This is a genomic window from Pseudomonas sp. IT-93MI4 (assembly GCF_949767635.1).
In the GTDB taxonomy this organism is placed as follows: Bacteria; Pseudomonadota; Gammaproteobacteria; order Pseudomonadales; family Pseudomonadaceae; genus Aquipseudomonas; species Aquipseudomonas putida_A.
In genome coordinates, this window is sequence record NZ_CATKPP010000002.1 from 206,117 (window position 1) to 226,961 (window position 20,845).

Genomic DNA, 20,845 nt, shown 5'->3' on the forward strand with positions numbered 1-20,845 from the left:
TAAGGAGGGAGCGCGCTTGGCTTGCGGTTAAAATCCGGCTCATTATAACGGGTCTTTTCCCACCGATACGGCGAGCCTTGCATGCCAGTACCTTACCGAGTGAAAAACTGATGTCCACCCCTTGGCACGTTCTTGGCGCCGGCAGCCTCGGCACCCTGTGGGCCACGCGTCTGGCGCGGGCCGGTCTGCCGGTGCGGCTGATCGTGCGGGATGCCGAGCGTTTGCGCAGCTATCAGGTGGCCGGCGGCCTGACGCTGGTCGAACACGGCGCAGCCACTACCTATGCCGTCCCCGCGCAAACGGCGGACGACCCGGAGCCGATCCGCCGCCTGCTGGTCGCCTGCAAGGCCTATGACGCCGAAAGCGCCGTCGCCCGCCTCGCCCCGCGCCTGAGCGCAGATGCCGAGCTGATCCTGCTGCAGAACGGCCTCGGCAGTCAGGACGCCGTCGCAGCGGTGGTTCCGCAGGCACGCTGCATCAGCGCCTCCAGCACCGAAGGCGCGTTCCGCGACGGCGACTGGCGCGTGGTGTTTGCCGGCCACGGTTTCACCTGGCTGGGTGATGCCGGCCATCCGGTGGCGCCGATCTGGCTGGACGACCTGCAAGCGGCGAACATTCCCCACGAATGGAGCACCGACATCCTCACCCGGCTGTGGCGCAAACTGGCGCTCAATTGCGCGATCAATCCGCTGACCGTGCTCCACGATTGCCGTAACGGCGGGCTGGAACAGCATCAATGCGAAGTCGCCACGCTGTGCAACGAGCTGGCCGAATTACTGGAGCACTGCGGTCAACCGGCCGCAGCGGTCAATCTGCAACAGGAAGTCGAGCGGGTGATTCACGCCACCGCAGCCAATTACTCGTCGATGTATCAGGACGTGGCGAACCAGCGCCGCACCGAAATCAGTTACCTGCTGGGCCACGCCTGCAAAGTCGCCACCCGTCACCAGTTGAACCTGCCACACCTCAATCAATTGCAGCAGCGTCTGATCGCTCATCTGCACAGCCTTGGATTGCCCAGCGACTGAGCAGCGGCTACGCTGGCCACTTGTTCCTTTGCTGCGATAAACCTGATGCCATTGCGCCAGCGCCTTGAAAACCTGCCGGTCGGCCAGAAACTGCTGGCCGCCCTGCTGGTGTTGTTGACCACCGTCCTGCTGGTCGCCAACCTGACCTTTATCAGCGCCGCCTATTACATCTCTCAGGAAAGCATGGCGCCGCAAGCTTTGCAGACCATCGGCCGGCTGATCTCCAACCCGAGCCTGGTCGCACAAGCCCTCGAGTCGCCCCAGAGCGCCGAACGCCTGCTCAAGGAACTCGACAGCTATTCGCCACTGCGCGCCGCCGCGTTGTATGACGGCAAGGGTGACCGCATCGCCCAGGTGCAGCGTGGCGACAAGCTCAATCTGCCGGAACGCTATCGACACGTCGAAGCCTGGCAGCTCACCGAGTTTCGCAGCAATCAGTTGATCACCCTGCCCCGCCCCGGCACCGCGCCCGGGCACTTGCTGCTGGTCGCCAGCAGTGAACTGCCGATGGCGTTCTACACCGGCACCCTGACTGCCAGTCTCGGCATCCTGATTTTCAGTGTGCTGCTGTGGCTGGTGATTGCGCGGCAGATCAAACGCCTGATCACCCGCCCGATCCATGAGCTGGAAGAACTGTCGCGTCAGGTCACTCGCGAAGAGAACTATGCCCTGCGCGCCTCACGCGGCAACCACGATGAAATCGGCAGCCTCGCCGAGGCGTTCAACACCATGCTCTCGCGCATCGAAGCCCGCGAACAGCAGCTCAAACGGGCCCGCGATGACTCGCAGGCCGCCTACGATCAGGCCCAGGGCCTGGCCGAAGAAACCCGCCACACCAACCGAAAACTGGAGCTGGAAGTCCAGGTTCGGAGCAAGATCGAGAAGAAGCTCACCGGATTCCAGAACTACCTCAACAGCATCATCGACTCCATGCCCTCGGCGCTGATTGCTCTCGACGAGCAACTCTACGTGACCCAGTGGAACCAGGAGGCCAGCGCCCTCTCCGGGACGCGCCTGGATGAGGCGCTGAACCAACCGATCTTCCTCGCCTTCGAACCGCTCAAGCCGTTTCTGCCACAACTGAAGCAAACGGTCGAAGAACACACCGTGGCGAAGATCGAGCGGGTGACCTGGTTCAAGGACGACGAGCCCAAGCACTACGCCCTGACCTTCTACCCACTGATGGGCGGTGCAGGGCGCGGTGTGGTGATCCGTATCGACGACATCACCCAGCGCCTGTCGCTGGAAGAAATGATGGTGCAGTCGGAGAAGATGCTCTCGGTCGGTGGCCTCGCCGCCGGCATGGCCCATGAGATCAACAACCCGCTGGGCGCGATCCTGCACAACGTGCAGAACATTCGGCGGCGGCTGTCGGCAGATCTGCCAAAAAACCTCGAAACCGCTGAACATCTCGGCATCGAACTGGACACGGTCAACCGTTACCTGCAGAGCCGCGAAGTGCCGAAACTGCTCGACGGCATCCAGCAGGCCGGCGCGCGGGCGGCAAAAATCGTCACGCACATGCTCAGTTTCAGCCGCCGCAGCACTAGGCAAATGGCCCCCTGCGATCTGCCGGCGCTGATTGATCAGGCGGTGGAAATTGCCGGTAACGACTTCGATCTGGCGATCGGTTTCGACTTCAAGGGCCAGGCGATCATCCGCCAGTTCGACCCGGCGCTCGGCCCGGTGCCGGGCACCGCCAACGAACTGGAACAAGTGCTGCTCAACCTGCTGAAAAACGCCGCGCAAGCCATTCACCAGCGCGAAGACGACAGCGAGCCGGGGCGGATCATTTTGCGCACCAAACTGAACCCGCCATGGGCCGAGATTCAGGTCGAGGACAACGGCATCGGCATGAGCGAAAACGTGCGCAAACGCACCTTCGAGCCGTTCTTCACCACCAAGGAAATCGGCCAGGGCACAGGGCTGGGGCTGTCGGTGTCGTACTTCATCATCACCAACAACCACAAAGGGCAGATGGAAGTGCAATCGGCGCCGGGCCAGGGCACCTGCTTCACGTTGCGCCTGCCACTGACCCAACCGGCGGCCATCGCCGCCGAAACCAATCAACTACCGAGGTAACCCATGGGCTTTCGCTTGTCGAAGATCTACACCCGCACCGGCGACACTGGCGAAACCGGCCTGGGCGATGGCCGCCGCGTGCCCAAGGATCACCCGCGCATCGAAGCGATTGGCGAAGTCGATACGCTGAACAGTCAGGTCGGTGTGCTGCTGGCCGGGTTGATCGCCGAACGTGAGGCATTCCCGGGATTGAATGAACTGATCGACGTGCTCGCGCCTTGTCAGCATCGTCTGTTTGATCTTGGCGGTGAGCTGGCGATGCCGGAATATCAGGCGCTGAACACGGCAGAAATCGAGCGCCTGGAAGCGGCGATTGATGTGTGGAACGAGGAATTGGGGCCGCTGGAGAATTTCATTCTGCCGGGCGGTTCGATGCTGATTGCCCAGGCCCATGTGTGCCGCAGTCTGGCGCGCAGTGCCGAGCGGCGTTGTCAGCATTTGAACGCGATCGAGCCGTTGGCCGGGGTTGGTTTGGCGTATATCAATCGGCTGTCGGATCTGTTGTTTGTGGCCGCAAGGTTGATTGCGCGGCGGCAGGGGATTGCGGAGATCTTGTGGCAACCGGCGGCGAAACCTTCAGATATCTAGCGCCTGTAAGGACGCCTTCGCGAGCAAGCCCGCTCCCACAGTTGATTGCATTCATCCAGTTGGAATGCAGTCAAATGTGGGAGCGGGCTTGCTCGCGAAGAGGCCATCAGCCTCACAACATAATCAAGCTTCTGGCCAGAACGCGCGAATCCCCGCCACACCCTGCGCGCCAACACCCCAGGCCCTCTCACGTTCCGCCGGGCCAACCCCACCCAACAGAAACACCGGTTTGCTGAAGCCCTCGATCAACGTCGAAGCCTGCTCCCAGCCCAACGGCTGCGCATCCGGATGGGTCAAGGTTGGTTGAACCGGCGACAAGGTGACGAAATCCACACCCATCTGCTCGGCCAGCGCCAGTTCTTCAGCGTTATGGCAGGACGCCGCCAACCAGCGCTCAGCTGGCAGCGGTCGCCCTGCTGCGGCGTATTTGCGCAGTTGCGCGGCGGTGATGTGCCAACCGGCAGACGGGAAATCGCCCAGCCATTCGAACGGCCCCTTGATCATCAACTGCGCCTTGCCGGCACACAGACCGGCTGCATCTACCGCCAGATCGCGGTATTTGGGGTCATAGCCGTTCGGCGCGCGCAGCTGGATCAGTTTGATCCCGCCGGCAATCGCCTTCTGAATGCCGCGCAGCAAGGCCGGGGCCTCCAGATCTTCCGGCGTGATCAGGTATTCGCCGGGCAGGCGCGCCGCGGCCACGATCGGCTGATTGGCCGCCGGGAACTCGTAGTTCAGCAGATCCTTGGCGGTCACCCAGGCCAGTGGCTGACCTTCGGCACCGTGTGGTTCACCGCTGAAGCTCGACACTTCCCAGACATCCAGCAATACCTGCTTGTCGGGGTAATCATGGCGGACCTTGATCAGTGGACGAGCGGCGCCAACGACAATGCCCAGCTCTTCGTGCAGCTCGCGCGCCAAGGCGCTTTCGACCGATTCGTCAGCCTCGACCTTGCCGCCGGGAAATTCCCACAAGCCGCCCTGATGCTGGGTATCGGCACGACGGGCGATGAGGATTTTGCCGCTGTCGTCACGAATGACGGCAGCCGCGACGTGTACTCGTTTCACGGATTCAACTCCTCCAGTCCAGCCTCTTGCCACGCCTTGAAGGCGGGCCATTGGTAGACGGTTTCAACATAGGCCTGATCAACCGCCGGCAACTGCACCTGGTAAGTCCGCAGGCGCACGGCAATCGGGGCGAAGAACGCGTCAGCCAGGCTCACCCGGCCAAACAGATACGGCCCAGGCTCCGTGGCGGCAGCACGGCATTCAGCCCACAGCGCGAGCATGCGTTCGATATCGACCCTCACCTCTGGCGGCACCGGGTTGAGCGGTGCGTCGTGGCTCAGGTTGAACGGCATGTGATTGCGCATGGCGAAAAAGCCACTGTGCATCTGCGCGCAGGCGGATCGCGCCTGGGCACGGGCGAACAGGTCGGTTGGCCAGAGCTGTTCGGACGGGAACTGCTCGGCCAGGTATTCGGCGATCGCCAAAGAGTCGGCGATGGTGCCGCGAGAGGTTTGCAGCAATGGCACCTTGGCGGTCGGCGAATGCTTGAGCAGACGCTCGCGGGTGTCGGGCTTGCCGAGTTTGATCAATTCTTCGCTGTAGGGAGCGCCGGTCAGTTCCAGCGCCAGAGCGGCGCGCAAGGACCAGGAAGAAAGCAGTTTGTCGCCGATGATCAGGTGCAGGGACATGGTGTGGCGCCTTTTCGTCAGTGGAAAGCTTCAAGACTTAGAGTGACTGGGCCCGCGAAGAGGCCGGCACATTCAACATTGATGTTGCCTGACACAACGCCATCGCGAGCAGGCTCGCTCCCACATTGGATCGTGTTGTCACAAATCCCCCTGTGGGAGCGAGCCTGCTCGCGAAAGAAGCGACCCGGTCTTGGATCAGGTGCGGTACTCGGCGTTGATCTTCACGTATTCATGCGACAGGTCGGTGGTCCAGATGGTTTCGCTGCAATTACCGCGACCCAGTTCGATACGGATGGTGATCTCTTCCTGCTGCATCACCGCCGAACCCTGTGCCTCAGTGTAGGTCGCTGCGCGTGCGCCACGGCTGGCGATGCACACGTCGCCGAGGAACACGTCGATCTTGCTCACATCCAGATCCGGCACGCCGGCACGGCCGACAGCCGCCAGAATACGGCCCCAGTTCGGGTCGGAGGCGAACAGCGCGGTCTTGATCAGCGGCGAGTGGGCCACGGTGTAACCGACGTCGAGGCATTCCTGATGATTGCCGCCGCCGTTGACTTCAACAGTCACGAACTTGGTCGCGCCTTCGCCGTCACGCACGATGGCCTGGGCCACGTCCATGCACACTTCGAACACAGCCTGTTTCAGCTTGTTGAACAGCTCGCCTTCGGCGCGAGTGATTTCCGGCAGTGCAGCCTTGCCGGTGGCAATCAGCATGCAGCAGTCGTTGGTCGAAGTGTCGCCGTCGATGGTGATGCGGTTGAACGACTTGTTCGCGCCGTCGAGCATCAGGTTGTGCAGTACGTCGCGGGAGACTTTGGCATCGGTGGCGATGTAGCCGAGCATGGTCGCCATGTTCGGGCGAATCATGCCTGCACCTTTGCTGATGCCGGTGACAGTAATGGTCACGCCATCATGCTCGAACTGGCGGCTGGCACCCTTGGGCAGGGTGTCGGTGGTCATGATGCCAGTGGCGGCGGCTTCCCAGTTGTTTTCCGACAGATCATCCAGTGCGGCCTGCAGCGCGCCTTCGATCTTCTCGACCGGCAGCGGCTCACCGATCACGCCGGTGGAGTACGGCAGGATCTGGCTGGCATCGACACCGGTCAGCTCGGCCAGTTTCGCCGTGGTGCGCTCGGCAGCCGCCAGACCCGGCTCACCGGTGCCGGCGTTGGCGTTACCGGTGTTGGTCAGCAGGTAACGCACGTCGTTGTGCACACGTTTTTTCGCCAGGATTACTGGCGCGGCGCAAAAGGCGTTCAACGTGAACACACCGGCCACGGTCGAACCTTCGGCGCAGCGCATCACTACCACATCCTTGCGCCCCGGGCGCTTGATGCCGGCCGAGGCAATACCGAGTTCAAAACCGGCAACCGGGTGCAACGTTGGCAAAGGACCAAGACCAACAGCCATGAATGCGCTCCTTACTCAATGATGTCAGCACCGCTCACAGGGATGGCGGTGGTGTAAATGGCAAAACGCCGCGACGGCAGGAGCCGGTCGCGGCGCGGGTATTTCAGCGATTGAAACGGGGGTTACTGGATCTGCCCGTGGCAATGCTTGAATTTCTTGCCCGAACCGCAGTAGCAAAGTTCGTTGCGACCCAGCTTCTGCTCGTTGCGCACCGGCGCGGTGGCGAGGGCGACATCGACCTCTTCACCCAATACTTCCGGCTGCTCCAGACCAGGGGCCTCGGCGTGTTCGAACTGCATGCGCGCGGCCAGTGCTTCGGCTTCCTCACGCAGGCGTTGCTCTTCGGCTTCCGGATCTTCGCGGCGCACCTGAACGTGCGACAGCACACGAATCGAGTCGCGCTTGATCGAATCCAGCAGCTCGGAGAACAGCGTGAACGACTCGCGCTTGTATTCCTGCTTCGGGTTCTTCTGGGCGTAGCCACGCAGGTGGATGCCGTGACGCAGGTGATCCATGGTCGACAGGTGATCTTTCCACAGGTCGTCCAGCACGCGCAGAACGATTTGTTTCTCGAACGAGCGCAGTGCTTCCGCACCGGCCTGATCTTCTTTCTCGTTGTACGCCGCCATCAGCTCGACCATCAGCTTCTCGCGCAGGGTCTCTTCGTACAGGTGATCGTCTTCGTCGAGCCATTGCTGGATCGGCAGTTTCACCCCGAAGTCGCTGGCAATCGACGCTTCCAGACCGGCCACGTCCCACTGCTCTGGCAGCGATTGCGGTGGAATGTGCGCGCTGACGGTGGCGTTGAGCACGTCCTGACGGAAGTCGGCGATGGTTTCACCGATGTTGTCGGCGGCCAGCAACGTGTTACGCATGTGATAGATCACTTTACGCTGTTCGTTGTTGACGTCGTCGAACTCGAGCAGTTGTTTACGGATGTCGAAGTTGCGACCTTCCACCTTGCGCTGCGCCTTCTCGATCGCGTTGGTCACCATGCGGTGCTCGATCGCTTCGCCCGGCTGCATGCCCAGGGCTTTCATGAAGTTCTTCACCCGGTCAGAGGCGAAGATGCGCATCAGGCTGTCTTCCAGCGACAGGTAGAAGCGGCTGGAACCGGCATCACCCTGACGCCCGGCACGGCCACGCAACTGGTTGTCGATACGACGGGATTCGTGACGCTCAGAGGCGATCACCTGCAGACCGCCGGACTCCAGCACTTGCTGGTGACGCTTCTGCCAGTCAGCCTTGATCTGGGCGATCTGCTCGGGGCTCGGGTTTTCCAGCGCCGCGACTTCCACTTCCCAGTTACCGCCCAGCAGGATGTCGGTACCACGACCGGCCATGTTGGTGGCGATGGTCAGGGCGCCCGGACGACCGGCTTGCGCGATGATCTCGGCTTCTTTTTCGTGGAACTTGGCGTTCAGCACCTTGTGTTCGATGCCTTCCTTGTTGAGCAGGTTGGACACATGCTCGGAAGTTTCGATGGTCGCGGTGCCCACCAGGATCGGACGGCCCTGGGCCATGCCTTCCTTGATGTCATTGATGATCGCCGCGTATTTCTCTTCGGCGGTCAGGAACACCAGGTCGTTGAAATCTTTACGCGCCAACGGCTTGTTCGGCGGAATCACCATGACCTGCAAGCCATAGATCTGGTGGAATTCGAACGCTTCGGTGTCGGCGGTACCGGTCATGCCGGACAGCTTGGTGTAGAGACGGAAGTAGTTCTGGAACGTGGTCGAAGCCAGAGTCTGGCTCTCGGCCTGGATGTTCAGACCTTCCTTGGCTTCGATGGCCTGGTGCAGGCCTTCGGACAGACGACGACCCGGCATGGTGCGGCCGGTGTGTTCGTCGACCAGTACGACCTGGCCGTCCTGCACGATGTATTCGACGTTGCGATGGAACAGCTTGTGCGCACGCAGACCCGAATAGACGTGGGTCAGCAGGCCCAGGTTATGCGCCGAGTACAGGCTCTCGCCTTCAGCCAGCAGGCCGACGCCGGTGAGCATTTCTTCGATGTACTGGTGACCGGCTTCGTTGAGTTCGACCTGACGGGTCTTCTCGTCGATGGTGTAGTGACCGGCCTTGGTGACCTGGCCTTCGACTTCTTCGACGTGCAGTTCCAGCTGCGGGATCAGTTTGTTGATCTCCATGTACAGCTTGGAACTGTCCTCGGCCTGACCGGAAATGATCAGCGGGGTACGGGCTTCGTCGATGAGGATGGAGTCGACTTCGTCGATCACGGCAAAATTGAGTTCGCGCTGGAATTTCTCTTCCATGCTGAACGCCATGTTGTCGCGCAGGTAGTCGAACCCGAATTCGTTGTTGGTACCGTAGGTGATGTCGGCAGCGTAGGCGGCGCGCTTCTCTTCCGGCGGCTGGAACGGCGTCACGACGCCGACGGTCAGGCCGAGGAATTCATACAGCGGGCGCATCCAGTTGGCGTCACGGCGGGCCAGGTAGTCGTTCACGGTCACAACGTGCACGCCCTTGCCGGACAGCGCGTTGAGGTAAACGCCCAGGGTCGCTACGAGGGTTTTACCCTCACCGGTACGCATTTCGGCAATCATGCCTTCATGCAGGGTCATGCCGCCGATCAACTGGACGTCGAAGTGGCGCATGCCCATGACGCGCTTGCCGGCTTCACGGGCGACCGCGAAGGCTTCAGGCAACAGCTTGTCGAGGGATTCCCCTTTGGCGATACGGGCCTTGAACTCATTGGTCTTGGCGCGCAATTGATCGTCCGAAAGGGCCACCATTTGCTCTTCGAAGGCATTGACGAGCTGCACCGTCTTGAGCATGCGTTTGACTTCACGCTCGTTCTTGCTTCCAAAAAGTTTCTTTAACAAAGGCGCAAACATATCGGCAGGATCTTCCACACTAAAGGGATGGAGGGCGGCCCCGTGAGTCGCCCGTGCAGCCCTCATGGCCGCATGCGAACGAGCATTCTACCCGGAAACGGTGGTGAGGAAAGTGGCGATATTCCACGATGCTGGCACTGCGCTTTGACGGGGCTCACTTAAAATAAGGGCGTTTTGCTCAACTTCAACCCATCAAGGCAAGAAGTTAGTTGTTGATTTAATGGGTAAAGCAGGGACAAAAGCAATGGGCGAGTGGTTCCGTTGCTTTCTGCTAACATGGCGCTTCTGTTACTTCAGGTGTTCGATCATGGCATTTCGCCCCCTTACAGCCAGAGCGCCCGCCGTTCTGCTACGCGAAGCCAAGCCGCTCAAAGCCATTCTTGGTCATGCCCAACGCCTCGCTCATCTGCAACGCCTGCTTGAAAGCCAGCTGCAACCTGCCGCCCGCGCACATTGTCATGTGGCCAAGTGGCGTGAAGGCGAACTGTCGCTGGTGGTCACCGACGGCCATTGGGCGACACGCCTGCGCTACCAGCAAAAACGCCTGCAACGGCAATTGCAGCTGTTCGAAGAGTTCGCCAACCTGACGCGAATCAAATTCAGCGTGCGACCACCGATCGTCCAGCCTGGGGCTGTCGGGCACACGATGGACCTGTCGAGCAATGCAGCGGCGACCATTCAGTCCACGGCGGACGGGATCAGCGATCCGGGACTGCGCGCGGCGCTTGAGCGTCTGGCGGCGCACGCAAAGACAAAACCTGATATCAATTCAAAAAACTGACACTTATCCGATGTGAGAGCGGGCTTGCTCGCGAAGGCGTCCTTTCAGTCAACATTATTGTTGACTGGCAGACCGTTTTCGCGAGCAAGCCCGCTCCCACAGTTTGGATCAACGCCGTTTGCTGCCACCGAGCAACGACCCCATCAAGCCGCGCACCAGTTGTTTACCCAGATTATTGGCCGCCTGACGCATGGCTGACTTCAACGCCTGCCCCGCCGCCGTGCCCAGAAACTCTCCGGCACGATCAGCCAGGCTCGGCTCTTCGGCTGCCGGCTTACCCGCTGGCGCATCCGCCTCCGGCGCCAGATCCTTGCGGCCCATCAGGATTTCATATGCCGACTCACGATCGATCGGTTTGTCATATCGGCCCTTGAACGGCGACCCGGCGATCAGCATCGTGCGTTCGGTTTCGCTCAACGGTCCGATCCGCGACTGTGGCGGCGCCACCAGCACCCGCTGGACCGTCTCCGGCGTGCCTTTTTCCTGCAACGTCCCGACCAGTGCTTCACCGATGCCCAGCTCGGTCAGTACCGACAAGGTGTCGAACGCCGGATTCGGCCGGAAGCCATCGGCTACCGCTCGCAGGGATTTCTGTTCCTTGGCAGTGAACGCACGCAAGCCGTGCTGAATCCGCAGGCCAAGTTGCGCGAGCACGTCATCCGGCAGGTCGCCCGGCGACTGGGTGACGAAATACACGCCGACACCTTTCGAGCGGATCAGCCGCACCACCTGTTCCAGACGCTCCTGCAACGCCTTGGGCGTATCGCCGAACAACAAATGCGCTTCATCGAAGAACAGCGCCAGCAGCGGTTTGTCGGCATCGCCGCGCTCCGGCAATTGCTCGAACAGCTCGGCCAGCAGCCACAGCAGGAACGTCGCGTAGACCTTCGGTGCCTCATGCACCAGACGGCTGGCATCGAGCAAATGAATCCGCCCACGACCATCGGCGGCCGGTTGCAGAATGTCTTCCAGTTGCAGCGCCGGTTCGCCGAACAAGGCTTCAGCGCCCTGCTGCTCCAGGGTCGCCAGCCGACGCAACAGTGCCTGGCTGGAACCGGTGGTCATCAGCGCGGCGTCTTCGCCCAACAGTTGCGGGTTGTCCTTGAGGTGATTGAGCAGCGCCTTGAGGTCTTTCAGATCCAGCAGCAACAGGCCTTCGCGGTCGGCCACTTTAAACGCCGCGTACAGCGCCGACTGCTGGCTGTCGGTCAGCTCCAGCAGGCTGCCGATCAGCAGCGGGCCCATTTCACTCAAAGTCGTGCGCAACGGATGACCGGACTCCCCGTGAATATCCCACAGCGTCACCGGATAAGCCTGCGGTTTGTGGTCGAGCCAGGGCATCCCGGCGATGCGCTCGGCGACTTTGCCCTGCGGATTGCCGGCGGCGCCCAGGCCGCACAGGTCGCCCTTGATGTCGGCGGCGAACACCGCGACCCCGGCGTCACTGAATGCTTCGGCAAGGCGTTGCAAAGTCACGGTCTTGCCGGTCCCGGTCGCACCGGCGATCAGCCCGTGGCGGTTAGCCAGGCGCATGGCCTGAGCAATCGGTTGCCCCGCCAGATCGGCGCCGATAACGAGTTGCGATGTGTCAGGCATTTTGTCACCTATGGTTAATCTTTAATCCGCTGTGGCCGATAGATAAGGGCGAGAACCTGACTGAAAAGTCGGTCGGACATTTCCCTAAGGAGAGTCGGAAATATCAGTTTGTTTCACCCTTGCCCATTTTGCGCGTCTTTATAAAAGCACGCCCAGGACATTAAGACCTTAGCGGAACCCCAAGCCATGAACAAAAACCTGCGCTTCAGCCATAAAATTTTGCTTGCCGCCGCCCTCATCGTCATCGCCGCTTTCGCCTCGTTCACGCTGTACAACGACTGGCTGCAACGCAACGCGATCCGCGATGACCTGAACAACTATCTCAACGAGATGGGCGAAGTCACCGCCGATAACATCCAGACCTGGCTCAACGGGCGCATTCTGCTGGTCGAGAATGCCGCCCAGAATATTGCCATCAATCCGGACCCGGCCAACGTCGCCAGCCTGCTGGAACAGAAATCCCTGACCTCGACGTTCATGGCCACTTACCTGGGCGATGCCACCGGTCACTTCACCATCCGTCCGGACGTGAAGATGCCGGACGGTTTCGATCCTCGGGTGCGCCCTTGGTATAAAGGGGCCGAGAGCAGCAGCGCGTCGACCCTGACCGAACCGTACATCGACGCCGCCACCGGCCAGTTGATCATCTCCATCGCCACCGCCTCGAAAAAGGCCGGTCAGAGCGTTGGCGTGGTGGGCGGTGACCTGAGCCTGCAAACCCTGGTCGACACCCTCACCGCCCGGGACTTCTCCGGCATGGGCTACGCCTTCCTGGTCAGCGCCGACGGCAAGATCCTGGTGCACCCGGACAAGGCACTGGTGATGAAATCACTGAAAGAAGCCTATCCGCAGGACACTCCGCGCATCAGCAGCGACTTCAGTGAAATCACCGTCGATGGCAAGACCCGCATCGTCAGCTTCGCGCCGATCAAAGGCCTGCCGTCAGTCAACTGGTACATCGGGCTGTCGGTGGACAAGGACAAAGCCTTCTCGATGCTCAGTGAGTTCCGCACCTCGGCGGTGATTGCCACGGTGATTGCGGTGGTGATCATCATCGCGTTGCTGGGCATGCTGATTCGCCTGCTGATCCAGCCGCTGCACGTCATGACCCGCGCCATGGAAGACATCGCCGACGGTGAGGGTGACCTGACCAAGCGCCTGACCATCGTCAATAACGATGAGTTTGGCGTGCTGGGTACCGCATTCAACCGTTTCGTCGAGCGTATTCACGGCTCGATCCGCGAAGTATCGTCGGCCACCGGCCAGGTCAACGAGGTTGCGCTGCGCGTGGTCGCGGCGTCCAACTCCTCGATGTACAACTCCGACCAGCAGGCTTCGCGCACCAGCAGCGTCGCCGCGGCGATCAATCAACTGGGCGCCGCCGCCCAGGAAATCGCCCGCAACGCCGCGCAAGCCTCGAACCAGGCCAGTGACGCCCGCGGCCTCGCCGAAGACGGCCAGCAAGTGGTGGATCGCAGCATCAAGGCGATGAATCAACTGTCGAGCATGCTCAGCGCCTCCAGCAGCAACATCGAGTCGCTGAACAGCAAAACCGTGAACATCGGGCAGATCCTCGAAGTGATCACCAGCATCTCCCAGCAGACCAATCTGCTGGCGCTCAATGCCGCCATCGAAGCGGCGCGTGCCGGTGAGGCCGGACGCGGTTTTGCCGTGGTCGCCGACGAAGTGCGCAACCTGGCGCACCGCACTCAGGAATCGGCGCAGCAGGTGCAAACCATGATCGAGGAGCTGCAGGTCGGCGCCCGTGAATCGGTGAGCACCATGAGCGACAGCCAGCGCCACAGCCAGGACAGCGTGGAAATCGCCAACCTCGCCGGCGAACGCCTCAACAGCGTGACCCAGCGTATCGGCGAAATCGACGGAATGAACCAGTCGGTGGCAACAGCGACCGAGGAGCAGACCGCGGTGGTGGAATCCATCAACGTCGACATCACCGAGATCAATACGCTGAACCAGGAAGGCGTCGAGAACCTGCAGGCGACGTTGCGAGCCTGTTCGGATCTGGAGCAGCAGGCTTCGCGCCTGAAGCAGCTGGTCGGCAGTTTCCGCATCTAAATCGCTGCCACGGGCCTCTTCGCGAGCAGGCTCGCTCCCACATCGGATCTGTGTCGTTTGCAGATACCTGTGGGAGCGGGCTTGCTCGCGAAGGCATCCTGACAAACACCACAACACCTCCCTGACACTCCCACCGCGCAGATCGCCGACATCCCCCCTGTTCTCCCACATTGGCTCTGTGTCATCTGCAGATCCCTGTGGGAGCGGGCTTGCTCGCGAAGGCATCCTGACAAACACCACAACACCTCCCTGACACTCCCACCGCGCAGATCGCCGACATCCCCTCATGTTCTCCCACATGGGATCTGTGTCGTTTGCAGATCCCCGTGGGAGCGGGCTTGCTCGCGAGGGCGTCCTGTCAAACACCACAACACCTCCCTGACACTCCCACCGCGCAATCCCGACCGAACATCTATTCTGGATAAAGGTCAACCAAGGGAGTGCAACGCAGCGGAGGGTTGATCACCGTGCATATCGCCGACATCACCATGTTCTACGCCCCGGCCAGCGGCGGCGTACGCACCTATCTGGATGCCAAGCATCGCCGGTTGGGGGGCAAAACGGGCATTCGTCATAGTCTGCTGATTCCCGGCGCACATTTCGGTGAAAACGACGGTATCTACACCGTGCCCGCACCCGCCCTACCCTTCGGCAAAGGCTATCGCTTCCCGCTGCGCCTCGCGCCGTGGCGCAATGTCCTGCAGGGTTTGCAGCCGGATCTGATCGAAGTCGGCGACCCGTACCTCACCGCATGGGCGGCGCTGGATGCGCGACGGCAACTGGACGTGCCGGTGATCGGCTTTTATCACTCGGACCTGCCGCTACTGGTCGGCAATCGCATGGGCCATTGGGTCACGCCGAACGTCGAGGCGTACGTCACCAAGCTCTATGGCAACTTCGATCGAGTGCTGGCGCCCAGCCAGGTGATGGCCGACAAGCTCACCGGTTTGGGGGTGCGCAATGTATTCGTGCAGCCATTGGGCGTGGATCTGCAAACCTTTCACCCTGACGCCCGCGACAACGGCCTGCGCGCCGAACTGGGAATTGCCGAAGACACGCGCCTGCTGATCTTTGCCGGGCGCGGTTCCAAAGAGAAGAACCTGCCGGTGCTGCTCAAATGCATGCAGCGCCTCGGCCCACGCTATCACCTGCTGCTGGTCGGTTCTTCGATGCCGGCCGCCGTCCCGGACAACGTCAGCGTGATCGACGCCTTCTGCCCGGCGCCCACCGTCGCCCGCTTGATGGCGAGCGCCGATGCCCTGATCCATGCCGGTGACCAGGAAACCTTCGGCCTGGTGATCCTCGAAGCCATGGCCTGCGGGATTCCGGTGGTCGCGGTGGCGGCCGGGGCGTTTGAAGAGATCGTCGCCGACGACTGCGGCTTGCTCTGTGCACCGAACAACCCACAAGCCATGGCCAATGCCGTGCGCGAGCTGTTCAGTCGCGGCTGCGTGAAACTCGGCCAACAGGCGCGGCAACACGTCGAACGGCGTTATTCCTGGGACAGCGTGGTCGACAGCCTGCTCGGCCATTACCACGCGGTGCTCGGTCACTCGCTGCCAAGGGTGGCCAATGGCTGATTCCTTGAATGACCGCGCAGTGCTACTGGTGCTGCACGACGTGGCACCGTCAACGTGGGCGGATTATCGGCCATTTGTCGAGGCGGTCGACGCAATGGGCGGCGTGCCGATGACCTGGCTGGTCGTTCCGGATTTCCATGGCCACGACGCGCTTGAGGATCATCCCGCGTTTTGCCGAATGCTCGGCGAGCGGCTGGCCCGTGGCGATGAACTGGCCTTGCACGGCTATCACCATGACGACCGCGAGCCAGCGCCAGCCACACCCCGCGACTGGTTCATGCGCCGAATCTATACCCACGAAGGGGAGTTTTATCGCCTGTCCCGCGAAGCCGCCCTGGCGCGACTGCGCGACGGCATCGAACTGTTCCGGCGCAATGACTGGCCGTTGCACGGCTTCGTCGCCCCGGCCTGGTTGATGAGCGAGGGCACGCGCCAGGCCCTTCGCGAAACACCATTGAGCTACACCAGCGACCCGCAACATCTTTATCAATTACCGGATTTCACCGCCATCAACGCCCCGGGTCTGGTGTGGAGTGCGCGCAGCGCCTGGCGCCGGGGTCTGTCAAAACTCGTCAGCGAGCAACGCCAACAGCAGTGGCGCGACGCCGCGGTGATTCGTCTAGGCTTGCACCCGGTAGACATGCGCCACGCCTTCGCGCGTGATTACTGGCTGCAAACCCTTGAACGGCTGCTGGCAGAAGGACGCACGCCCATGAACAAAATCGACTGGTTCACCCGGCAACGCAGGCGAATGGAGCGCGCTGCATGAGTCGCGGCATTGTGCTGTTGATCGGCCTGCTCGCCGCCGTGCTGATTCCCGTGCTGCTCGGCGGCGGCGAGATCGGTGCGCGGCTGCAGAATTTTCCGCTGCACTGGCTGCTGATCATGTTCGGCATGATCCTGCTCTGCTGGGGCATCAACACCCTGCGTTTGCGCCTGCTGCTGGGTGATCAGCGCGAACGGGTCACGCCGCTGAAAAGCCTCGGCGTGGTCATGGCCGCCGAGTTTGCCTATTGCGCCACCCCCGGCGGCAGTGGCGGGCCGCTGACGATCATGGCCTTGCTGGCGCGCTGCGGCGTGCGCCCGGCCCGGGGCAGCGCGGTGTTTGCCATGGATCAGCTGAGTGATCTGCTGTTCTTTCTCTGCGCCCTGAGCGGCATCCTGATTTACGCGTTGTTTCAGCATCTCAGTGATCGCCTGGAGTGGTTGCTGATGGTCAGCGCCGTGTCGCTGTTCGGTGGGCTGTTCAGTTGCGTGCTGCTGGCGCGCTACCACCGCCGCCTGATCCTTGTGAGTGGACGCCTGCTTGCCCGCCTCAACGTGCAACCGGCCACGCGTCGGCGCTGGGCGCGCAAGCTGCTGCATTTTCTCGACGCGTTTATCGACACCCTCAAGTTGCCGTGGCAAACCCTGGTCAAGGTGTTCGCCCTGACCTGCATGCACTGGCTGCTGCGCTACAGCGTGTTGTATCTGGCCCTGCGCGGACTGGGCGCCGATCTGCAGTGGGCCTGGAGTTTTCTGGTGCAGATGCTATCGCTGGGGGCTGGTCAAATGAGTCTGTTGCCCGGTGGTGCGGGCGCCGCAGAGCTGACCTCGGCGGCGCTGCTGGCGCCGATGGTCGGCAAATCCACTGCGGCGGCAGCGATTCTGATCTGGCGGGTGGTGACGTTCTATTTCTATCTGGTGGTGGGCGGCCCGGTGTTTCTATTGATGCTCGGGCGGCCGCTGCTCAAGAAGCTGTTGAAGATCAGGCAGGCTTCTCAGGTTCGTCCGCCTGCTCCTTGAGCTGCTCCCACAGCTCGGCGGCGCCGGGAAACTCGGTGCCGTCTTCCGGGCTCAGGTCATCCGGGTCGTAGCGGCTCAAACAGCCCTCCCCCAGGGTGGCAGGCGCTTTCGAAGTGGCTTTGTCCAATGGGTCGCTCACGGGCAGTTCCTCAAGGGCTGAAACGAAAAAAGGGCCTGGGACGATTGAACGCCCAGGCCCTTCTTTATTCAAGTACGCGCAGGTTCGATCAGAACACCACGGTCTTGTTGCCGTGCACCAGCACACGGTCTTCGAGGTGATAACGCAAGCCTCGGGCCAACACCATCTTCTCGACGTCACGGCCGAAACGCACCATGTCTTCGATGCTGTCGCTGTGGCTGACACGCACCACGTCCTGCTCGATGATCGGACCGGCGTCCAGCTCTTCGGTCACGTAGTGGCAAGTCGCGCCGATCAGCTTCACGCCGCGCAGCGACGCCTGATGGTACGGCTTGGCGCCGACGAACGACGGCAGGAAGCTGTGGTGAATGTTGATCACCTTGTGCGCGTATTCGCGGCACAGGGCCGGCGGCAGGATCTGCATGTAGCGCGCCAGCACCACCACTTCGGCATCGTGCTGTTTGACCAGACGCGAGACTTCGGCGAACGCCGGCTCCTTGTCCTGCGGATTGACCGGGACATGGTAATAAGGAATGCCGTGCCACTCGACCATGCTGCGCAGGTCATTGTGGTTGGAAATCACGCAGGAGATTTCGCAATCGAGCTCGTCGCTGTGCCAGCGGTGCAGCAAGTCGGCCAGGCAGTGGGATTCGCGGCTGGCCATCAGCACCACGCGTTTCTTCTGCTCGGTGTCGGTGATGCGCCAGTCCATCGAGAACTCTTCGGCGATCGGCGCAAACTTCTCGCGCAGCACTTCAATACCGAACGGCAGCGAATCGGCGCGGATCTCGTGACGCATGAAGAACCAGCCGTTCTGATTATCCGAGTGGTGGCTCGCTTCGGTGATCCAGCCGTTGTGGGATGCCAGAAAGTTACTGACTTTGGCAACGATGCCAACGCGGTCAGGGCAGGAAATCACCAACCGAAAGGTGCGCATGGGGGGAAAACTCCAGAACTTCGCAAAGGCGGCCATTCTAGCGACTGTGCGCGGAAACTGCAGTATTGATGACCACATGTCCGCAGGCAGGCCCGATTAGCGACGCCTGACGCCACGCGCGGCGAAACGATAGTCCTGCAGTGAAGCTGTTCAGCCAGATAATTGTGAATATTCGTGATGACTGCATCACATTATTTAAATGACCATTCAATTTACCGGTTATTCCTTGCAACTAATTCAAATAAAAAAACCGGTTAAATGTTTACTTGATGAAACAGCCTGACTATTATTGCGGCACTGTCCCCTGCCATTCAACACATCTGCATAAGGTAGTTACCATGTCCTTGATCAACGAATATCGCGCCACCGAAGAAGCAATCAAAGAGCTGCAAGCGCGTTTGAAGAACCTGTCGCAAGACGACAAACTGCAAGCCGAGCTGGAATTCGAAGGCAAACTGCGCACCCTGATGGGCGAATACTCCAAGTCCCTGCGCGACATCATCGCCCTGCTGGATCCGGAATCGAAAACCAAAGGCACCCGTGGCGCCGCAGTAAAAACTACCGGCACCAAGCGCGCGCGCAAAGTTAAACAATACAAAAACCCGCATAACGGCGAAGTCATCGAAACCAAAGGTGGCAACCACAAGACTCTGAAAGAGTGGAAAGCCAAGTGGGGCGGTGACGTGGTTGAAGGCTGGGCTACCCTGCTGGGCTAAGCCGCAACGCCTGTCGCAGACTGATTCTGCGGCCCATGAAAAACGCCAGCATACGCTGGCGTTTTTTTATGCCCGGCATTTCATGGGCACACTATGTTCGATTTCAAAGATTCAAACGTTTGCGCAATGCCTGGACATAATTCTGCCACTCATTGAGCACTTGATTCTGTATCGGCGTAGCACTAAGCGCCCATTGCTGCACGGCCTCGGCAAAAGATTGCAGGGTATTAGGCGCGCCCATTTGCGGCTCGGACAAACGCTGCTGACAGAATATTCTCCAGCGTTCTTGCTCCTCGAAATTCAACGTGTCGGGAAAGTTGCGTGCGCGATATCGAAAGAGTAATTCCGGCAGACGTTCATCATCGAACGGCCAGTGCTCTTGCGCTAATTGCGCCGGATCCGCCGTTCTCACTTGCTCGCATAGACGCCGATCACGATCACCGATAAATCCATCGTACAACTGCTGTTCCGGATCTTCGCTGGGCGTGAAGTCTTCGCTGGCGTAAATCGCTGCGACTTTATCTTTCCAAACTTGTTGTGCGTCACTTAGCCGCAGTGCACGTGCCTGATACAGCGCCATGTCCAGGCCCAGACGCTGCTGATCGTCGGCACGCAACACCGACAACGGCGCCACCACCGGGCAGCGATTGATGTGAATCAGTTTCAGCGGCACCGGCAGTTCACCCTCGGCGAGGTCGTCGCGGCGGGTGTACAGGCGCCGGCGCAGGGTTTCGGCGTCCAGGTCCAGCAAGCCTTGCGGATCAAGGTGCAGGTCACAGACGATCAGCGCATTGCGATTACGCGGATGCCAAGCCAATGGCAGCACCACACCGACATAGTGCCGCGCCGCCGAGAAGCGTCCGGAGATATGCACCAGCGGTTGCAGCAGGCGAATCTGATCCATGACCTTCTGTTTGCTGCGCAATTGAAACAGCCAGTCATACAACTTCGGCTGTTTCTCGCGGATCAACCGCGCCAGCGCAATGGTGGCGCGCACGTCCGAGAGCGCTTCGTGCGCATGCCCATGGTCGATGTGGTTGGCCGCTGTCAGGCGTTCGAGCTTGAGGGTGACCTTGCCTTCGTCGTCGGTCGGCCAGACCAGGCCATCCGGGCGCAACGCATACGCGGCGCGCACCACATCGATCAGGTCCCAGCGACTGTTGCCGCCCTGCCACTCGCGGGCATACGGGTCGAAGAAGTTGCGGTACAGGCTGTAGCGGGTCATCTCGTCGTCGAAACGCAAGGTGTTGTAACCCGCACCGCAAGTGCCGGGCGCCGCCAGTTGCGCGTGTACGCGGGTCATGAAGTCGGCTTCGCTCAAACCCTGTTCGGCGAGACAGCTCGGGGTGATACCGGTAATGGCGCACGCCGCCGGGTGCGGCAGGATGTCTTCGCTGGGCTGGCAGTAGAGGTTAACCGGTTCGTCGATTTCATTGAGGTCGTGGTCGGTGCGAATCCCGGCGACCTGCAGCGGACGGTCGTTGCGCGGATTGATGCCGGTGGTCTCGTAGTCGTACCAGAAGATTGAAGTCACGGGCGGTTCCTGAACTGAAGATCGGCAAAGTCTAG

Annotated in this window: 17 protein-coding genes and 1 pseudogene; 10 read left to right on the forward strand and 8 right to left on the reverse strand. The window is 61.0% G+C overall.

The genetic code is table 11. From position 1 onward, the window contains the following. Positions 1-110: 110 nt before the first annotated feature. Genes ACM6I7_RS01950 through ACM6I7_RS01960 form a run of 3 tightly spaced genes read left to right on the forward strand, consistent with a single transcriptional unit; the run spans position 111 to position 3,698 of the window. Complete coding sequence (locus ACM6I7_RS01950) at positions 111-1,028, forward strand: putative 2-dehydropantoate 2-reductase (RefSeq protein WP_103367421.1); 918 nt, start codon at positions 111-113, stop codon at positions 1,026-1,028. A 45-nt stretch (positions 1,029-1,073) separates the two neighbouring features. Then, on the forward strand, positions 1,074-3,110 hold the full coding sequence (locus ACM6I7_RS01955; RefSeq protein ID WP_414887854.1) for an ATP-binding protein: 2,037 nt from the start codon (positions 1,074-1,076) through the stop codon (positions 3,108-3,110). A 3-nt stretch (positions 3,111-3,113) separates the two neighbouring features. Continuing rightward, a complete protein-coding gene (locus tag ACM6I7_RS01960; RefSeq protein WP_027612526.1) occupies positions 3,114-3,698 on the forward strand; it encodes a cob(I)yrinic acid a,c-diamide adenosyltransferase in 585 nt (194 codons plus the stop codon). Positions 3,699-3,821: 123 nt separating this feature from the next. Here the strand turns inward: ACM6I7_RS01960 and ACM6I7_RS01965 are convergent, their stop codons facing one another. From ACM6I7_RS01965 to secA, 4 genes are all read right to left on the reverse strand, one after another. Further along, positions 3,822-4,766, reverse strand: coding sequence for a Nudix family hydrolase (locus tag ACM6I7_RS01965; RefSeq protein ID WP_414887855.1), 945 nt, complete (start codon positions 4,764-4,766; stop codon positions 3,822-3,824). Continuing rightward, complete coding sequence (locus ACM6I7_RS01970; protein WP_414887856.1) at positions 4,763-5,395, reverse strand: glutathione S-transferase family protein; 633 nt, start codon at positions 5,393-5,395, stop codon at positions 4,763-4,765. The genes ACM6I7_RS01965 and ACM6I7_RS01970 overlap by 4 nt, the downstream gene beginning before the upstream one ends. A gap of 195 nt (positions 5,396-5,590) precedes the next feature. Next, entirely contained in the window at positions 5,591-6,808 is a 1,218-nt protein-coding gene (gene argJ, locus ACM6I7_RS01975) for a bifunctional glutamate N-acetyltransferase/amino-acid acetyltransferase ArgJ (protein WP_414887857.1), read from the reverse strand. A gap of 122 nt (positions 6,809-6,930) precedes the next feature. Beyond that, positions 6,931-9,666 (reverse strand): preprotein translocase subunit SecA, encoded by a 2,736-nt coding sequence (gene secA, locus ACM6I7_RS01980; protein ID WP_027612522.1) that lies wholly within the window; start codon positions 9,664-9,666, stop codon positions 6,931-6,933. Positions 9,667-9,973: 307 nt separating this feature from the next. Here secA and ACM6I7_RS01985 point away from each other — a divergent pair, with 307 nt between their 5' ends. Then, positions 9,974-10,447: a DUF721 domain-containing protein gene (locus ACM6I7_RS01985; RefSeq protein ID WP_027612521.1), complete on the forward strand. Its 474-nt coding sequence runs from the start codon at positions 9,974-9,976 to the stop codon at positions 10,445-10,447. A gap of 108 nt (positions 10,448-10,555) precedes the next feature. Here ACM6I7_RS01985 and ACM6I7_RS01990 read toward each other — a convergent pair whose 3' ends face one another. After that, positions 10,556-12,043, reverse strand: coding sequence for a helicase HerA-like domain-containing protein (locus ACM6I7_RS01990; RefSeq protein ID WP_027612520.1), 1,488 nt, complete (start codon positions 12,041-12,043; stop codon positions 10,556-10,558). A 186-nt stretch (positions 12,044-12,229) separates the two neighbouring features. Here ACM6I7_RS01990 and ACM6I7_RS01995 point away from each other — a divergent pair. The 5 genes and pseudogenes from ACM6I7_RS01995 to ACM6I7_RS02015 all read left to right on the forward strand — a co-directional run. After that, positions 12,230-13,261 (forward strand): annotated as a pseudogene (locus tag ACM6I7_RS01995) (cache domain-containing protein); the annotation flags it as partial. Between the two features lie 93 nt (positions 13,262-13,354). Then, on the forward strand, positions 13,355-14,119 hold the full coding sequence (locus ACM6I7_RS02000; protein WP_371043227.1) for a methyl-accepting chemotaxis protein: 765 nt from the start codon (positions 13,355-13,357) through the stop codon (positions 14,117-14,119). Between the two features lie 488 nt (positions 14,120-14,607). Further along, on the forward strand, positions 14,608-15,699 hold the full coding sequence (locus ACM6I7_RS02005) for a glycosyltransferase family 4 protein (RefSeq protein WP_183784132.1): 1,092 nt from the start codon (positions 14,608-14,610) through the stop codon (positions 15,697-15,699). Beyond that, positions 15,692-16,468: a polysaccharide deacetylase family protein gene (locus ACM6I7_RS02010; protein ID WP_333988627.1), complete on the forward strand. Its 777-nt coding sequence runs from the start codon at positions 15,692-15,694 to the stop codon at positions 16,466-16,468. The genes ACM6I7_RS02005 and ACM6I7_RS02010 overlap by 8 nt, the downstream gene beginning before the upstream one ends. Continuing rightward, complete coding sequence (locus ACM6I7_RS02015; RefSeq protein WP_414887858.1) at positions 16,465-17,484, forward strand: lysylphosphatidylglycerol synthase transmembrane domain-containing protein; 1,020 nt, start codon at positions 16,465-16,467, stop codon at positions 17,482-17,484. The genes ACM6I7_RS02010 and ACM6I7_RS02015 overlap by 4 nt, the downstream gene beginning before the upstream one ends. Here the strand turns inward: ACM6I7_RS02015 and ACM6I7_RS02020 are convergent. Beyond that, positions 17,447-17,623, reverse strand: a complete 177-nt coding sequence (locus ACM6I7_RS02020; RefSeq protein WP_167797083.1) for a hypothetical protein — start codon at positions 17,621-17,623, stop codon at positions 17,447-17,449. The genes ACM6I7_RS02015 and ACM6I7_RS02020 overlap by 38 nt on opposite strands. An 88-nt stretch (positions 17,624-17,711) precedes the next feature. Continuing rightward, positions 17,712-18,560, reverse strand: coding sequence for a formyltetrahydrofolate deformylase (purU, locus tag ACM6I7_RS02025; protein ID WP_003227580.1), 849 nt, complete (start codon positions 18,558-18,560; stop codon positions 17,712-17,714). Positions 18,561-18,898: 338 nt separating this feature from the next. On the opposite strand from purU, the gene mvaT reads away from it, so the two are divergent. Continuing rightward, positions 18,899-19,276, forward strand: a complete 378-nt coding sequence (mvaT, locus tag ACM6I7_RS02030) for a histone-like nucleoid-structuring protein MvaT (RefSeq protein WP_003227581.1) — start codon at positions 18,899-18,901, stop codon at positions 19,274-19,276. Between the two features lie 103 nt (positions 19,277-19,379). Here mvaT and sbcB read toward each other — a convergent pair whose 3' ends face one another. Next, positions 19,380-20,810: an exodeoxyribonuclease I gene (gene sbcB, locus ACM6I7_RS02035; protein WP_247267983.1), complete on the reverse strand. Its 1,431-nt coding sequence runs from the start codon at positions 20,808-20,810 to the stop codon at positions 19,380-19,382. Positions 20,811-20,845: the final 35 nt, after the last annotated feature.

What these genes read in the sequence shown, in the direction of transcription:
- ACM6I7_RS01950 (WP_103367421.1), top strand. Translation starts at nt 111, where the DNA reads ATGTCCACCCCTTGGCACGTTCTTGGCGCCGGCAGCCTCGGCACCCTG.
- ACM6I7_RS01955 (WP_414887854.1), top strand. Translation starts at nt 1,074, where the DNA reads ATGCCATTGCGCCAGCGCCTTGAAAACCTGCCGGTCGGCCAGAAACTG.
- ACM6I7_RS01960 (WP_027612526.1), top strand. Translation starts at nt 3,114, where the DNA reads ATGGGCTTTCGCTTGTCGAAGATCTACACCCGCACCGGCGACACTGGC.
- ACM6I7_RS01970 (WP_414887856.1), bottom strand. Translation starts at nt 5,395, where the DNA reads ATGTCCCTGCACCTGATCATCGGCGACAAACTGCTTTCTTCCTGGTCC.
- argJ (WP_414887857.1), bottom strand. Translation starts at nt 6,808, where the DNA reads ATGGCTGTTGGTCTTGGTCCTTTGCCAACGTTGCACCCGGTTGCCGGT.
- secA (WP_027612522.1), bottom strand. Translation starts at nt 9,666, where the DNA reads ATGTTTGCGCCTTTGTTAAAGAAACTTTTTGGAAGCAAGAACGAGCGT.
- ACM6I7_RS01985 (WP_027612521.1), top strand. Translation starts at nt 9,974, where the DNA reads ATGGCATTTCGCCCCCTTACAGCCAGAGCGCCCGCCGTTCTGCTACGC.
- ACM6I7_RS01990 (WP_027612520.1), bottom strand. Translation starts at nt 12,043, where the DNA reads ATGCCTGACACATCGCAACTCGTTATCGGCGCCGATCTGGCGGGGCAA.
- ACM6I7_RS02000 (WP_371043227.1), top strand. Translation starts at nt 13,355, where the DNA reads ATGTACAACTCCGACCAGCAGGCTTCGCGCACCAGCAGCGTCGCCGCG.
- ACM6I7_RS02005 (WP_183784132.1), top strand. Translation starts at nt 14,608, where the DNA reads ATGTTCTACGCCCCGGCCAGCGGCGGCGTACGCACCTATCTGGATGCC.
- ACM6I7_RS02010 (WP_333988627.1), top strand. Translation starts at nt 15,692, where the DNA reads ATGGCTGATTCCTTGAATGACCGCGCAGTGCTACTGGTGCTGCACGAC.
- ACM6I7_RS02015 (WP_414887858.1), top strand. Translation starts at nt 16,465, where the DNA reads ATGAGTCGCGGCATTGTGCTGTTGATCGGCCTGCTCGCCGCCGTGCTG.
- purU (WP_003227580.1), bottom strand. Translation starts at nt 18,560, where the DNA reads ATGCGCACCTTTCGGTTGGTGATTTCCTGCCCTGACCGCGTTGGCATC.
- mvaT (WP_003227581.1), top strand. Translation starts at nt 18,899, where the DNA reads ATGTCCTTGATCAACGAATATCGCGCCACCGAAGAAGCAATCAAAGAG.